Source organism: Kitasatospora sp. NPDC059795, from assembly GCF_042732175.1.
Classification (GTDB): Bacteria; Actinomycetota; Actinomycetes; order Streptomycetales; family Streptomycetaceae; genus Kitasatospora.
This window is the reverse complement of the sequence record NZ_JBHWID010000023.1, coordinates 1-14,926: the sequence shown is the minus strand read 5'-3', so window position 1 is coordinate 14,926 and position 14,926 is coordinate 1. Positions and strand designations below refer to the sequence as shown.

Sequence of the window (14,926 nt, the reverse complement as noted above, 5' to 3'; positions counted from 1 at the left end):
GGAACTCCCGCGCCCGTCCTGACGGGTGGGTCGACTACGGGCGGTCGGCGATCGGCTCCAGGATGGCCACGCACTCGAAGTGGTGGGTCATCGGGAACAGGTCGAAGGCCCGCAGCGAGACCGGGCGGTAGCCGCCCTCGCGGAAGAAGGCCAGGTCGCGGGCGAGCGCGGCAGGGTCGCAGGCGACGTAGGCGATGCGGCGGGCGGAGAGCGAACAGAGGTGCGCGACGGTGTCGCGGCCGGCGCCGGCCCGCGGCGGGTCGAGGACGATCAGGTCGGTGGAGGTGATGCCGGTGCGGGGCAGCAGGGTCTCGACCTTGTCGCACTCGATCCGGACGTTCTCCAGCGCGGCCAGGTTGTGCCGGGCGTCCGCCACGGCCTGCTTGCCGGACTCGATGCCGAGCACCGCGCCCTCCTCGCCGACCCGTTCGGCGAGCGCGCCGGCGAACAGGCCGACGCCGCAGTACAGGTCGAGGGCGCTCTCGCCCCACTGCGGGTCGAGGCCGGTGAGGACGGCGTCGACCAGGGTGTCCGGGGCCTCGGGGTGGATCTGCCAGAAGCCGCCGTTGGAGACCCGCCAGGTGCGGCCGACGGCGCGCTCGCGGACGAAGGCGCGGCCGTGCACGCGGTGGAACAGGTCCTGCTCGTCGATCCGGGCGATCGAGGCCTCCCGGTCGAGTTCGACCAGCGGCAGCTGCTCGCCGGGCTGCGGCCGCAGGATCACCTGCCGGTCGGAGGAGCCGGACGCGGCGATCGCATCGACGGAGGCGACGCCCGTCCAGTCGCGGGACTCGATGCCGAGCTCGGTGACGCCGGGCGCGGCGATCAGGCAGCGGTCGATCGGCTGGATGTCGTGCGAACGGTGCTTGCGCAGGCCGATCGTGCCGTCATCGTCGACGGCGTACTGGACGCGGCTGCGCCAGGCCGGGACCTCGCCGGCCTGGAGCTTGCCGCCGACCGGCTCGACCGAGCCGTCCCAGTGGGCCTCCTCGGGGGTGAGGCCGGCCAGCTTGGCGAGCTGCTCGGTGAGCACCGCGCCCTTGAGCTTGCGCTGCCCGCCGGGGGTGACGTGCTGCCAGTCGCAGCCGCCGCACTTGCCGGGGCCGGCGAACCGGCAGGGGGCCTCGATCCGCTCCTTGGCGGCCTCCAGCACCTCCACCGCGTCGGCCCGCAGGAATCGCGAGGTGGTGGTGCCGTCGGTGACCTGCGCGATCACCCGCTCACCGGGCAGCGCGTGCCGGACGAACAGCACCCGGCCCTCGTGCCGGGCCACGCAGTGCCCGCCGTGCGCGACCGGCCCGACCTCGACCTCGTAGCGCTCGCCGACCAGCGGGTCGCCGGACGGCTGCCGCAGCGCCGGCCGGGCGGGCCGCACGGCCTTGGGCGCGCGCACCGCACCGGGCTTGCGCCCCTGCCGATCGGCCTTCTTCGCGCGCGGGCCCTCGCCCTTCGCCGTCTTCTGCTCCTTCGCCGACTTCGCCGACTTCGCCGCCTTCGCGGGTGCCGGCCGCTCCTCGGCGGGACGCTGCTCGCCCGGCACCGGCGGCAGGCTGCGGGCGGTGTTGCCCTCCCGGTCGGTGGCTTCGGGCCGGGCCGGCCGGCTGCTCCAGCGCGGGTGCGCCACCTGCCCGGGCTTGGCGCCGGACGTGCGGCCGGGGCGGCCCTGGCGACCGGAGGAGCGGGGCGGGTTGTTGCGGGTCACAGGGCGCTTCCTTACGCGATACGAAAGACGGGGGGACGGACGGTGGAGAAACACGGCGGCCCGTGGCGGACCGGGAACGATCCGCCACGGGCCCATTGAAGGCCATCGGGAGGCCGGACGGGCCGTGCGCCGCTCAGTCGCGCGGCGCGGCGTCGTCCTTGCCGCCACGGGACTCCCCGGTGGTCTGCCCGGCACGCGGCCGGGGCTCGCCACGACGCACCGCACCGGGCGCGGACCACGCCTTGGGTGCCTTGCGTCGTTCCGAGGACTCCAACTGCCAGGGTACGGACGTCACCATCACACCGGGCTTGAACAGCAGTCGTCCCTTGAGCCGCAGCGCGCTCTGGTTGTGCAGCAGGTGCTCGTACCAGTGGCCGACCACGTACTCGGGGATGTAGACCGCGACCACGTCGCGCGGGCTGTCGCGGCGCAGGTTCTTCACGTACTCCAGCACCGGGCCGGTGATCTCCCGGTACGGCGAGTCGAGGACCTTCAGCGGCACGTCGATGCCGCGCTCGTCCCACTCCTTGCGCAGCGCCGCGGTGTCGGCCGGGTCCACGTTGACGGTGACGGCCTCCAGGATGTGCGCCCGGGACAGCTGGGCGTACGCGAGGGCGCGCAGCGCGGGCTTGTGCAGCTTGGAGACCAGCACGACGGCGTGCACCCGGGTCGGCGGGGCGACGTCGGTGGGCTCCTCGGCGGCCTCCAGCTCGGAGTTGACGCTGTCGTAGTGCCGACGGATCGCCTTCATCATCACGAACAGCACCACCATCAGCGCGATCGCGATCCAGGCGTGACCGATCTTGGTGGCGAGCACCACGATCAGCACGGCCATGGTCATCACCAGGCCGAAGGCGTTGATCGCCCGGCTGCGCTGCATGCGGCCGCGCTTCTTCGGGTCGGTCTCGGTCTTCAGCAGCCTGGTCCAGTGCCGGATCATGCCGGACTGGCTCATGTTGAACGCCACGAACACACCGACGATGTACAGCTGGATCAGCCGGTTCGGGTCGGCGCCGAACGCCACGATGAACAGGATCGCCGCGCCGGCCAGCAGCACGATGCCGTTGGAGAACGCCAGCCGGTCGCCGCGGGTGTGCAGCTGACGCGGCAGGTAGCGGTCCTGGGCGAGGATCGAGCCGAGCACCGGGAAGCCGTTGAAGGCGGTGTTCGCGGCCAGCACCAGGATCAGGCCGGTGGTGCCCGCGACGAAGTAGAAGCCGGGGGTGAAGTTGGAGAACACCGCCTCGGAGATCTGCGCCAGCACGGTCTTCTGGTGGTAGTCCGCCGGCGCGCCGATCAGCTGCTCGGTCGGGTTCTCGGCCATCTGCGTCCCGGTCAGGTGCGCCAGGTAGATGATGCCCATGAACATCGTGACGGCGATGCTCGCCATCATCAGCAGCGTGGTCGCGGCGTTCTTGCTCTTCGGCTTCCGGAAGGCCGGCACGCCGTTGGAGATCGCCTCCACACCGGTGAGCGCCGCACAGCCCGAGGAGAACGCCTTGAGCAGCAGGAACACCAGCGCGAACCCGGTCAGCGCCCCGTTGCCGGGCGTCGGCTCCAGGTGGAACGACGAGCTCTCCGCGGGCAGCGCCGAGTCGAACCCGAAGTGCCGCACCAGGCCGTAGACCACCATGCCGAGCACGCCCACCATGAACGCGTACGTCGGCACCGCGAACGCGGAGCCGGACTCGCGCACACCGCGCAGGTTCATGCCCATCAGCAGGATGACCAGGAACACCGACAGCGCCATCTCGTGGCCGCGCAACGCCGGCACCGCCGACACCACGTTGGCCACGCCCGAGGTGGTGGAGACCGCCACGGTGAGGATGTAGTCGACCATCAGCGCACTCGCCACCACCAGGCCGGAGTTCGGCCCGTGGTTGACGGTGGCGACCTCGTAGTCGCCGCCACCGCTCGGGTAGGCGTGCACGTTCTGCCGGTACGAGGCGACCACCGCGAGCATCACGATGGCGACCACGAGGCCGATCTGCCAGGAGAAGTGGATCGCCGACGCGCCGGCCAGCGACAGCGTGAGCAGGATCTCCTCGGGCGCGTACGCCACGGAGGAGAGCGCGTCCGAGGCGAACACCGGCAGCGCGATCCGCTTGGGGAGCAGCGTCTCCCCCAGCTTGTCGCTGCGCAGCGCACGCCCGATCAGGATGCGTTTCGGTAGGTCAGCAGGCATAGGCACAGCAAGGAATCGTAAGGGCTCCCGGTGGCACTCGATGCCTCCCGGGGCCACCTTGGTCGCGACTGTGTTCGGCGGACCGGCTAGCGTGTCGGATTACGGGTCAGCGGGCACCACCTGGTTGCCCCCTGCGTCGGATCACAGGCGCAGTCGACAACTCGCCCCCGCAATTGGGGGCACGGAAGGACGATGAACGGTGTTTACGCAGGTCATGACCCCAACGGATCGGGTGAGGTAGTCGCGTGCACATCGTCATCATGGGCTGCGGGCGCGTGGGCTCGGCCCTCGCCAGAACGCTTGAGAAACAAGGCCACTCGGTCGCGGTGATCGACCAGGACCCGACCGCCTTCCGTCGGCTCGGCGCCGGTTTCAACGGCCGCCGGGTCACCGGCGTCGGCTTCGACCAGGACACCCTGCGGGAAGCCGGCATCGAGGAGGCGGGCGCCTTCGCCGCCGTCTCCAGCGGTGACAACTCCAACATCATCGCCGCCCGGGTGGCCCGCGAGAACTTCGGCGTCGAGCACGTCGCGGCCCGCATCTACGACCCCCGCCGCGCCGAGGTCTACCAGCGTCTGGGCATCCCGACCGTCGCCACCGTCCGCTGGACGGCCGACCAGATGCTGCGCCGGCTGCTGCCCAGCGGCGCCGAGCCGGTCTGGCAGGACCCGTCGGGCGCCGTGCAGCTCGCCGAGGTGGCGTTCGCCCCCGCGTGGATAGGCCACCGCCTGTCCGAGCTGGAGGCCGCCTCCGGTGTCCGGGTGGCGTTCGTCACCCGCGTCGGAGAGGGCGTGCTGCCCACCCCGCAGATGGTGGTGCAGGAAGGCGACCTGGTGCACGTGATGCTGCGCCGCAACGAACTGACCGCGGTCGAGGCGGCCTTCGCCAAGGGCCCCGAGGAGGCTGGTCACTGATGCGCGTCGCAATCGCCGGAGCCGGTGCCGTCGGCCGTTCCATCGCCGGAGAGCTGCTGGAGAACGGCCACGAGGTCCTGCTGATCGACAAGAACCCGAACTCCATCTCGGTGGAGCGGGTCCCGCTGGCGGAGTGGCTGCTCGCCGACGCCTGCGAGATCACCTCGCTGGACGAGGCCGCCCTGCAGCGCTGCCACGTGGTGATCGCCGCCACCGGTGACGACAAGGTCAACCTGGTCGTCTCGCTGCTCGCCAAGACCGAGTACGGGGTGCCCCGGGTGGTCGCCCGGGTGAACAACCCGAAGAACGAGTGGCTGTACAACGAGTCGTGGGGCGTGGACGTCGCCGTCTCCACCCCGCGTCTGATGTCGGCGCTGGTCGAGGAAGCCGTCAGCGTCGGCGACCTGGTCCGGCTGATGCGCTTCTCGCAGGGCAACGCCAACCTGGTCGAGCTGACCCTGGCCGCCGACACCGGTCTGGTCGGCACCCGGGTCTCGGACGTGGCCTGGCCGGTGGACACCGCGCTGGTCACCATCATCCGGGCCGGCCGGGTGCTGGTCCCCGGTGGCAGCGACACCCTGGAGGCCGGTGACGAGCTGCTGTTCGTCGCCGCCCAGGAACGCGAGGAGGAGCTGGAGACGCTGCTCGCCGGCTGATCCGCCCCGCCGTACGACGAAGGGCCCGCGCATCGCGCGGGCCCTTCGTCGTACCTGCCGACTACTTCTGCGGCTCTTCCCCGTCCTCCGGCAGCTCCGCCTTGATCGGCGGCGGCGCCTTCAGCAGGATCTGCCAGGTCACGTACATCGCCAGCAGCATCGGCGGAATGCCGAGGGCGACCTTCAGCCAGCCCAGCAGGTTGACGTTGTGGGTGAAGTACAGCGGGAATAGGATCAACGGCTTCAGGCCCATGATCAGCACCCAGGCCCAGGTCGCCCGGGTGTAGGCGGCCAGCCGGCCCGGGTTCTGCTTGCGCCAGGTGAACATCTCGCCGGTGATCGGGCCGAGCATCAGTCCGATCATCGGCCAGCGCACCAGCGCGGAGACCGCCAGCGCCACGCAGTAGCCGACGTTCCACAGCAGGCCCGGCAGGTAGAAGTCCTCGGCCTTGCCGGTCTTCATCGAGATCCAGGCACCGATCGCCACCCCGAACACGCCGGAGAAGGCGTGCTGGATGGTCTCCCGCCGTGCCAGCCGGACCACCACGAACACCGCGCACAGCGCCAGCGCCGACCAGGCGGCCACCGGCACCTTGTGGGTGATGTTGAAGGCGATGATGAACACCAGGCCCGGCAGCGTCATGTCGACCATGCCGCGGATGCCGCCGAACGCCTTCAGCACCGTCTCGGCCGCCTCCTTGGAGGCGTCCCGTTCGTACACACCGCTCTGCGGATCGTCCTGCGGGTCGTGCGCGGTCACTCGGATCGCCTCGGCCTCGTTGCTCACGCGGACTCGCTCCCGTGTCCCACCGGACGCAGCTCGTAGCGGGGGTTGAAGAGCACGCGGCGCCCGCGTGCGTGGCCGATCCGGCCGCTGGCGATCAGACGGCGGCCCGGCTCGATGCCCACGATCGAGCGACGGCCCAGCCACACCACGTCCAGCGCCTCCGTGCCGTCGAACAGCTCGGCCTCCAGCGCGGGCACACCCGCACGGGGGCGCAGCGTGACGGTCCGCAGCGTGCCGGCCACGGTGACGATCTCACGGTCGCCGCAGGCGGCGATCGGGGTGCAGCCCGCCTCGGCGGTGTCCTGCCGCAGTTCCTGAGCGGCCAGCTCCTCCGAGGAGGACGTCAGCCGGCTCAGCATGCGGCGGAAACGGCCCTGCGGCTGGTCGCCGATGTTGTCACCACTCATGCGGGAAGGGTACCGGTTCACCGCCTCCCGGCGGCAGAGCCACGGGTGGGCCCGGTCACGGCTCGAAGCGGTAGCCCATGCCCGGTTCGGTGATGAAGTGGCGGGGGTGCGAGGGGTCGGCCTCCAGCTTGCGACGCAGCTGCGCCAGGTAGACCCGCAGGTAGTTGGTCTCCTTGCGGTAGGCCGGCCCCCACACCTCCTGCAACAGCTGGGTCTGGCTGACCAGCCGCCCGGAGTTGCGCACCAGCACCTCCAGCAGGTGCCACTCGGTGGGGGTGAGTCGGACGTCGTGGCCCTGACGGTTGACCTTCTTCGCGGCCAGGTCGACGGTGAACGACTCGGTGGCGACCACCGACTCGCCCTCGGCGGTGACCGGTTCGGCGCGGCGTACGGCGGCCCGCATCCGGGCCAGCAGCTCGTCCATCCCGAACGGCTTGGTGACGTAGTCGTCGGCGCCGGCGTCCAGCGCCTCGACCTTCTCGTCGGAGGCGTGCCGGGCGGACAGCACGATGATCGGCACCCTGGTCCAGCCGCGCAGGCCGCGGATCACCTCGACGCCGTCCATGTCGGGCAGGCCGAGGTCGAGCACCACCACGTCGGGATGGCGGGCGGCGGCCAGTTCCAGGGCGCTCGCGCCGTCGTGCGCGGAGTCCACCTCGTACTTGCGGGCCTTGAGGTTGATCACCAGGGCACGGACGATCTGCGGTTCGTCGTCCACCACCAGGACCCGGGTCATGCGGGACCGGCCTTTCCGTTGTCGGTGTGCTCGTGCAGGTCGACGGCGGGCAGCGAGACCACCATGGTCAGCCCGCCGCCGGGGGTGTCCTCGGCGGTGACGGCGCCGCCCATCGCCTCGGCGAAGCCGCGCGCCACCGCCAGGCCGAGGCCGACGCCGGTGCCGCGCGGGGCGTCGCCGTAGCGCTGGAACGGGGCGAAGATCCGCTCCCGGGCCTCCTCGGGGACGCCCGGGCCGCGGTCCACCACGCGCAGTTCGACCCGGCCCTCGCGCGGCAGCAGGTCCGCCTTGACCAGCACCGGGCTGCCGGGCGGGCCGTACTTGACGGCGTTCTCCACCAGGTTGGCCAGCACCCGTTCCAGCAGCCCGGCGTCGGCGCGCACCATCGGCAGCGACTCCGCCACGTCCAGCCGGACGCTGCCGGGCGGGACGCCGCCGAGCGCGAACGGCACCACCTCGTCCAGGTCGGTGGGCTGGAGCAGCGGGGTGACGGTGCCGGTCTGCAGGCGGCTCATGTCCAGCAGGTTGTTGATCAGATGATCGAGGCGGTCCGCGCCGGATTCGATGCCGGCCAGCAGCTCGGCCTCGTCCTCCTGGTCCCACTCGACGTCCTCGGCGCGCAGCGAGGTGACGGCGGCCTTGATCCCGGCCAGCGGGGTGCGCAGGTCGTGCGAGACGGCGGCCAGCAGCGCGGTGCGGATCCGGTTGCCCTCGGCCTCCCGGCGGGCGGCCGCGGCCTCCCCGGCCAGCCGGCGGCGTTCCAGCAGCATGGCGGCCTGGTTGGCGAACGCCCCGAGCATCCGCCGGTCCGCGGCGGGCAGCACCCGGCCGCGCAGCACCAGGGCGAGGCGGTCGCCGACCGGCACGTCCACGTCCGCCTGCTCGGGACCGGCGGGCGGACGCGGCCCGACCGAGGCGGCAACGTTCCAGGCGGCGTGCGGGTCGGCGCGTTCGACCAGGGCGACCGCCTCCTGCTGGAAGGTCTCCCGGACCTGCTCCAGCAGCGCCGTCAGCACCCCCTCGCCGCTGGGGGCGCCGCGCAGCACGGTGCCGGCCAGCGCGGACATGGTCTGCGCCTCGGCCTGGGCGCGGGCCGCCTGATGGCTGCGCCGGGCGGCCAGGTCGACCACGGTGGCGACCGCGATGCCGACCGCGGTGAAGATCGCCACCGCCAGGATGTTCTGCGGCTCGGCGATGGTGAAGGCGTGAATGGGGGGCGCGAAGTAGTAGTTGAGCGCCGTCGATCCGACCAGCGCCGAGGCGATCGCCGGGTACAGCCCGCCGACCAGCGCCGCGCACACCGTCAGCGACAGGAACAGCAGCATGTCGGTGGAGAGGCCCTGGTCGTGGAACCGGCTCAGCACCAGTGCCAGCAGCGGCGGCCCGACGACGCCGATCAGCCAGCCCGCGATCGCCCGGGTCCGGCCCAGGTCGGTGACCCTGCGGATCGGGATCCGGCCCCGGCCGAGCGCCGCGTGCTCGTGGTTGACCATGTGGACGTCGATGTCCCCGGAGTCCCGGGTCACCGTGAGGCCGACGCCCGGCCCGTACACGTACTGCCAGAGCTTGCGGCGGCTGGTGCCGATCACGATCTGGGTGGCGTTGACGCCGCGTGCGAAGTCCAGCAGCCCGGCCGCCGGGTCGTCGCCGAGCACCGAGTGGAAGCTGCCGCCGAGGCTCTCCACCAGCGCGCGCTGCTCGATCAGCGTCTGCGGCGAGGAGCCGGACAGGCCGTCGGAGCGCGAGATGTGCACCGCCAGCAGCTCGCCGGCGCTGTTGCGGGCCGCGATCCGGGCGGCGCGGCGGATCAGCGTGGCGCCCTCCGGGCCGCCGGTCAGGCCGACCACGATCCGCTCGCGGGCCTGCCAGGTGCCCTGGATGCCCTGCTCGGCCCGGTACCGCTGCAGGTACTCGTCGACCCGGTCGGCCGTCCACAGCAGCGCCAGCTCGCGCAGCGCCGTCAGGTTGCCGGGCCGGAAGTAGTGGGCGAGCGCCGCGTCCACCTTCTCCGGCGCGTACACGTTGCCGTGCGCCAGGCGGCGGCGCAGCGCCTGCGGCGACATGTCGACCAGTTCGATCTGGTCGGCGCGCCGCACCACCTCGTCCGGGACGGTCTCCCGCTGGCGGACGCCGGTGATGCCCTCGACCACGTCGCCGAGCGACTCCAGGTGCTGGATGTTGACGGTGGAGATCACGTCGATCCCGGCCGCCAGCAGCTCCTCGACGTCCTGCCAGCGCTTGGCGTTCCGCGAGCCGGGGACATTGGTGTGGGCGAGTTCGTCGACCAGCGCCACCGCCGGGTCCCGGGCCAGCAGCGCGTCCAGGTCGAGTTCGGTGAACTCGGCGCCGCGATGGGTCATCGTGCGGCGCGGGACGGTCTCCAGGCCGTCGAGCAGTTCCGCGGTCCGGGCGCGCCCGTGGGTCTCGACGAAGCCGACCACCACGTCCGCACCCCGGTCGAGGCGGCGGTGCGCCTCGGAGAGCATGGCGTACGTCTTGCCGACGCCCGGGGCCGCCCCGAGATAGATCCGCAGCCGGCCGCGGCCCGTGTGCACCATGGCATTGAGACTAGGCCCTGCAATCGGAATATCCGCTGATCAGGCTGGTCTGGCTGAAGAATTGTCAACTTCTTGACGGCCGTTGCGCCAAAATGCCGAACGAAGCGATCAACCCAAGGGGGAACCACCATGCGCGGACTCGTACTCGGCGGCGGCGGACTCGCCGGCATCTCCTGGGAGACCGGCCTGCTCCACGGCCTCGCCGAAGCCGGCCTCGACCTTCCCGGCACCGCCGACCACATCCTCGGCACCTCCGCCGGCGCCACCGTCGCCGGCCAACTCGCCTCCGGTCTCCCGCTCGCCGAACTCCACCTCCGGCAGACCGACCCGGCCCGGCAGAACCACGAGATCGTCCCGCCCCTCGACACCGTCGGGTCGGTCCTCGAAACCTGGGCCGGCCTGGTCGCCGAGACCACCGACCCCGCCGAACTGCGGCGCCGCGTCGGCCGCCTCGCCCTGGACACCGACACCGTCCCCGCCGCCGACCGACGCGCCGTCGTCGCCGGCCGCCTCCCCGCCCACGACTGGCCCGCCTGGCCGCTCACCCTCACCGCCGTCGACGCCGACACCGGCGAACTGCGCACCTTCGACCGGCACAGCGGCGTCCCCCTGGTCGACGCCGTCACCGCCAGCTGCGCCATCCCCGGCATCTGGCCCACCGTCGAGATCGACGGCCGCCGCTACATGGACGGCGGCATCCGCAGCAACACCAACGCCGACCTGATGACCGGTCAGCAGGCCGTCCTGGTCGTCGCCCCGATGACCGACCACCACTTCGACACCGAACTGGAGACCCTCCGGGCCACCGGCGCCGTCCTCGGCGTCACCCCCGACGAGGAGGCGCTCGCCGCCTTCGGCGTCAACCCGCTCGACACCGCCGTCCGTGCCCCCGCCGCCGAGGCCGGCCGGGCCCAGGCCCACCGGATCGCCGAGCAGGTCCGCGCGCTCTGGGCCTGACACCCCTTACGACTGCGGCTCCTCTTTACTACTGCGGCTGCTCTTTACTGCTGTGGCTCCTCTTTACTGCTACGGCTCCTCGACGATCCTGCCGTCCCGCAGCTCCAGCACCCGGTCCGCCAGGTCCATCAGCTGCGGGTCGTGCGTCGCCACCAGCGCCGTCACGCCCTCGCTGCGCACCACCGCCCGCAGCAACTCCATGATCGCCAGACCGGTGTCCGAGTCCAGCTGCCCGGTCGGCTCGTCCGCGATCAACAGCGCCGGCTCGTTCGCCAACGCCCGCGCCACCGCCACCCGCTGCTGCTGGCCGCCCGACAGCTCCGTCGGCCGCTGCTCCGCGTGGTCGGTCAGGCCCACCATCGCCAGCAGGGTCCGCACCCGCTCCTCGCGCTCCCTCACCGCCACCCGGCGCAACCGCATCGGCACCCCGACGTTCTCCGCCGCCGTCAACACCGAGATCAACCCGAACGACTGGAACACGAAACCGATCCGCTCGCGCCGCAACGTCAGTCGGCCCGACTCGTCCAGCCCCGACAGATCCATCCCCGCGATGCTGATCCGCCCCGCCGACGGCGTGTCCAGGCCGCCCACCAGGTTCAGCAGCGTCGTCTTCCCCGAGCCCGAACGGCCCCGCAGCGCCGTCAGCTCACCGGCCTTCGCCGTGAACGACACCCCGCGCACCGCGTGCACCGCCCGGTCGCCCGCCCCGAACGTCCGGTGCACGTCCTCCACGACCACCATCGCGCCGGTCACCCGCGCACCTCCGACCCCTCCGCGCGCCACACCCCGATGTGGTCCTCCTCCAGGGCCAACCGCACCCGGCGGCTCAGCCCCAGCGCCTCCGTGAAGTCCTGCGGCAACTGCAACCGGCCCACCCGGTCCAGCACTGCGTACTCCACCCCCGGCTCGCCCCGCTCCGGACGCAGCACCTCCGTCGACGTCCGCCCGTTGCGGATCCGCACCGTGCGCCGCACCTCCTGGGCCACCATCGGGTCGTGGGTGACGATCAGCACCGTCACCCCCAACTCCTCGTTCACCGACCGCAGCGCCGCGAAGATCTCCTCGCTGGTCGCACTGTCCAGCTCGCCCGTCGGCTCGTCCGCCAGCAGCAGCGCCGGCGAGTTCGCGTTCGCCACCGCGATCGCCACCCGCTGCTGCTCACCGCCCGACATCTCGGCCGGCCGACGCCCCGCCAGATGCCCGATCCCCAACATCCCCAGCAGGTCCGCCGCCTGCCGCTGCCGATCACGGCGCGGCACCCCCGCGTACCCCATCGGCAGCATCACGTTCTCCACCGCCGTCAGGTACGGCAGCAGGTTCCGCGCCGTCTGCTGCCAGACGAAGCCCACCGTCCGCCGCCGGAACGCCAGCCGCTCCCGCTTGTCCATCGCCAGCAGATCGTGCCCCGCCACCCGGGCACTGCCCGCCGTCGGCACGTCCAACCCCGCCAGGATCCCCAGCAGCGTCGACTTCCCCGAACCGGACGCGCCCACCACCGCGATCAACTCGCCGTCCTCGACCGTCAGATCGAGCCCCTGCAGGGCCTGCACCTCGACGCCCTCGGAACGGTGGATCCGCACCAGGTTCTCGCACACCACCATGCCCTCGGCCGGCGGCGGACCCGCCGCGACCGCCCGTCGACGCAACTCGTCCAGCCCCTCGGGCTCCGACACCACCGACACCCCCACCGCATTCCCCTCCGGCCACCGAACCCGCGGCTCGGCACGGCCTGCACTCCGGCCGACACCTCTGCGACGCTCCCGTCCGGCCGCACCTCGTCGGCGACGCCCGGCGGGTGCCTCGTTGACGCCCGGTCGGGCAGCCGGGACAGTCCCCTGTTCTGCCCCGACCGTCCGACCGGACGTTCCCCCGCAGGCCGCCACCCCGATCGGCGGCGACCTCATCACACCAACGCGGCCCGAAGCAGCCCGGTTGCACCGCACTGCGGACTTTTTTCGAAACTCTCCGGACACCGCCACGCCGCCCCTGGGTCCGCTGTCGTTCCAGGACCGTGCGGCCTCAGCCGGCCTCGGGCTCCGACGCGCGCAACTGCAGGAACTCCAGCGCCGATTCCCGGAACGGATCCGACAGTCCCGCCGCCGGCGACACCCCCCGCCCACCGCGACGCACCGTCAACACCGCCACCATCGTGCCGCTGATGTGCACCACCGCCTCCTCCGCGTACGCCACCGGCTGCCGCACCCCCAACGCCACCACTGCGCCGACCTGTTGCTCGACCGTCCACCCCGCCCCCGAGCTCACACACTCCCCGCCCCCCATCAGCCGGGTCGCCTGGTACTCCGCCGCCAACGGCGACTCGAACCGCATCACCACCTGCTGCGCCGTCGCCTCCGGGTGCCCGGCGTCCACGTACCGCTGCCCCCACCACTGGGCGGCGCCCGACGTGCGGACCAGCCGCGACACACAGCCGTCCGCGAACGCGTCCACGCCGGGGGGACCGGACGCGCTTCCGCTCGGGCCGGGGGCCTGGCTCGCCGACTGGCCTGCGGTTCGGTTCGCCTCCTGACCTGGTGCCCGGCTCGCCGGCTGGGTCGCCGGCCGGCTCGCTGTCGAGGAAGTGCCGTTGCCGACAGCCGAGTCGGCGTTCGCGGAGGGATCTGCCGCGGTCGTCGAGCCCTGGGACGCCGTGCCGGTCGCCGCCTGGTCCGCCACCGGGAAGGCCGTCCACGGGCCGTACCCGCCCAGGACGCTCGGCATCCGCGACACGTCCAGCGTCAGCGCCCGCACCACCGCATCGGCGGACTCCAACGGCGCCCACTCCACCTCGGAATTCGCCGACGGCAGCAACGGCAACTGCGGCTCCGGAAGCGACCGCACCTCCGACGGCCCGGACGCCGCAGCCGTCGGAGGCACCGGATACCCCGCCACCCCGTGCCCGCGCCCCGGCGGCGGGGGCACCAACTCCGCCGCCGACCACAGCACCGCCACGCCCAGCACCCCCGCCATCGCGACCGCCCCCGCGCGGTAACGCCCCCGGCGCACCCCGCGACGCACCATCGCCTCGCTCGGCGGCACCGGCACGGCCAGCACCACCTCGCGCCGCAGCCCGTCGAACATCGCCTCCAGCCGGGCAGCCCCGATCGCCGGGCGGTCCTCCGTCCCCACTGTCTCCACCGTCTCCGCCTCGGGCTCAGACATGCGATCCGTCCGCCATCTGCACCCGCGCCCCCGTCAACCGCGCCGTCACCGGCACCTCGTCAGCGCTGCGGGCCCTCGTCAACTCCCCGCCCCCCGCTGCCCGTTCACCTACGGCAGCCGCCGGGGCCGACCGCAGTGGCGCGACCATCGGCTCCTCCACGGCCGCCGCCGGCTCTTCCCCCAACAGCACCGCCAACGCCTGCCGCCCCCTGTGCAACCGCGCCTTGACCGTCCCCACCGGCACCCCCTCGTCCGCGGCGATCTCCGCCACCGAACGACCCCCCATGTGGTGCCAGACCAACGCCGACCGCTGCGCCTCCGGCAACTGCCGCAACGCCTCCACCAACGCCACTGTCTCCGGCCCCGGCCCCGGAACCGGCAGATTCGCGTCCCCGTGCCGGATCCAGCTCTGCAACGCCGTCCGCGCCCGCCGCCAGCGGCTGATCGCGATCCGCTGACCCGTCAGCCGGACCCACGCCACCGGATTCTCGTGCGACACCAGCCGCCCCCAGTGGTTCCACGCCCGGACGAACGCCTCCTGCGCGGCGTCCTGCGCCTCACCCAGATCACCCGTCAGCGCGTACAAGTGCGCGACCAACTGACCGTACGCGGCCTCGTAGAACACCCGAAAGTCGTCGCCGCCCCGGCCGGCTCTTCCGCCGGCCCCCTCGCCCTGCTCCACGACCATGACGCCACAGTGTGCCGTGCACCGAACCACCCGGCAACAGCCCCGGCGGTTCGGCCTCCCGCTCCGGAAATGGTCCGGGAATGCGAAAAAGCCCCCCGCCGTGAGGCGAGGGGCTTTCCCTGAAAGATTGTTCGGCGGCGTCCTACTCTCCCACAGGGTCCCCCCTGCAGTACCATC

13 protein-coding genes are annotated in these 14,926 nt (G+C 72.4%); 3 read left to right on the top strand and 10 right to left on the bottom strand.

All coding sequences use genetic code 11. The features are described from left to right. Nucleotides 1–34: 34 nt before the first annotated feature. Together ACFV4P_RS32145 and ACFV4P_RS32140 are read right to left on the bottom strand one after the other, a co-directional pair. A complete protein-coding gene (locus tag ACFV4P_RS32145; protein ID WP_380477090.1) occupies nt 35–1,375 on the bottom strand; it encodes a class I SAM-dependent RNA methyltransferase in 1,341 nt (446 codons plus the stop codon). A gap of 460 nt (nt 1,376–1,835) precedes the next feature. Further along, nucleotides 1,836–3,887 carry an APC family permease gene (locus ACFV4P_RS32140; protein ID WP_380477044.1) on the bottom strand — a complete coding sequence of 684 codons (2,052 nt, stop codon included), beginning with the start codon at nt 3,885–3,887 and terminating at the stop codon, nt 1,836–1,838. A 245-nt stretch (nt 3,888–4,132) separates the two neighbouring features. Between ACFV4P_RS32140 and ACFV4P_RS32135 the strand changes: the two genes are divergently transcribed. Continuing rightward, nucleotides 4,133–4,801: a TrkA family potassium uptake protein gene (locus tag ACFV4P_RS32135; RefSeq protein ID WP_073812420.1), complete on the top strand. Its 669-nt coding sequence runs from the start codon at nt 4,133–4,135 to the stop codon at nt 4,799–4,801. Continuing rightward, entirely contained in the window at nt 4,801–5,457 is a 657-nt protein-coding gene (locus ACFV4P_RS32130) for a TrkA family potassium uptake protein (protein WP_073812422.1), read from the top strand. The genes ACFV4P_RS32135 and ACFV4P_RS32130 overlap by 1 nt, the downstream gene beginning before the upstream one ends. A 61-nt stretch (nt 5,458–5,518) precedes the next feature. On the opposite strand, the gene ACFV4P_RS32125 is transcribed toward ACFV4P_RS32130, so the two are convergent. The 4 genes from ACFV4P_RS32125 to ACFV4P_RS32110 are packed head-to-tail and all read right to left on the bottom strand — an operon-like array spanning nt 5,519 to nt 9,945. Then, nucleotides 5,519–6,244: a DUF3159 domain-containing protein gene (locus ACFV4P_RS32125; RefSeq protein WP_380477042.1), complete on the bottom strand. Its 726-nt coding sequence runs from the start codon at nt 6,242–6,244 to the stop codon at nt 5,519–5,521. Further along, on the bottom strand, nt 6,241–6,651 hold the full coding sequence (locus tag ACFV4P_RS32120; RefSeq protein ID WP_073812423.1) for an OB-fold nucleic acid binding domain-containing protein: 411 nt from the start codon (nt 6,649–6,651) through the stop codon (nt 6,241–6,243). Before ACFV4P_RS32120 ends, ACFV4P_RS32125 begins: the two co-directional genes overlap by 4 nt. A gap of 55 nt (nt 6,652–6,706) precedes the next feature. Next, nucleotides 6,707–7,387, bottom strand: coding sequence for a response regulator (locus ACFV4P_RS32115; protein WP_380477040.1), 681 nt, complete (start codon nt 7,385–7,387; stop codon nt 6,707–6,709). After that, nucleotides 7,384–9,945: an ATP-binding protein gene (locus ACFV4P_RS32110; protein ID WP_380477038.1), complete on the bottom strand. Its 2,562-nt coding sequence runs from the start codon at nt 9,943–9,945 to the stop codon at nt 7,384–7,386. Before ACFV4P_RS32110 ends, ACFV4P_RS32115 begins: the two co-directional genes overlap by 4 nt. Before the next feature lie 129 nt (nt 9,946–10,074). Between ACFV4P_RS32110 and ACFV4P_RS32105 the strand changes: the two genes are divergently transcribed. Beyond that, complete coding sequence (locus ACFV4P_RS32105) at nt 10,075–10,902, top strand: patatin-like phospholipase family protein (protein ID WP_380477037.1); 828 nt, start codon at nt 10,075–10,077, stop codon at nt 10,900–10,902. Between the two features lie 69 nt (nt 10,903–10,971). Here ACFV4P_RS32105 and ACFV4P_RS32100 read toward each other — a convergent pair whose 3' ends face one another. From ACFV4P_RS32100 to ACFV4P_RS32085, 4 genes are all read right to left on the bottom strand, one after another. Next, nucleotides 10,972–11,643, bottom strand: coding sequence for an ABC transporter ATP-binding protein (locus tag ACFV4P_RS32100; protein WP_380477089.1), 672 nt, complete (start codon nt 11,641–11,643; stop codon nt 10,972–10,974). A gap of 8 nt (nt 11,644–11,651) precedes the next feature. Then, nucleotides 11,652–12,575 carry an ABC transporter ATP-binding protein gene (locus tag ACFV4P_RS32095; RefSeq protein WP_073812520.1) on the bottom strand — a complete coding sequence of 308 codons (924 nt, stop codon included), beginning with the start codon at nt 12,573–12,575 and terminating at the stop codon, nt 11,652–11,654. A 346-nt stretch (nt 12,576–12,921) separates the two neighbouring features. Further along, the gene (locus ACFV4P_RS32090; RefSeq protein ID WP_380477036.1) at nt 12,922–14,061 is read right to left on the bottom strand and encodes a hypothetical protein; all 1,140 of its coding nucleotides are present in this window, start codon (nt 14,059–14,061) and stop codon (nt 12,922–12,924) included. Next, nucleotides 14,054–14,749 (bottom strand): SigE family RNA polymerase sigma factor, encoded by a 696-nt coding sequence (locus ACFV4P_RS32085; RefSeq protein ID WP_380477034.1) that lies wholly within the window; start codon nt 14,747–14,749, stop codon nt 14,054–14,056. Before ACFV4P_RS32085 ends, ACFV4P_RS32090 begins: the two co-directional genes overlap by 8 nt. Nucleotides 14,750–14,926 lie beyond the last annotated feature (177 nt).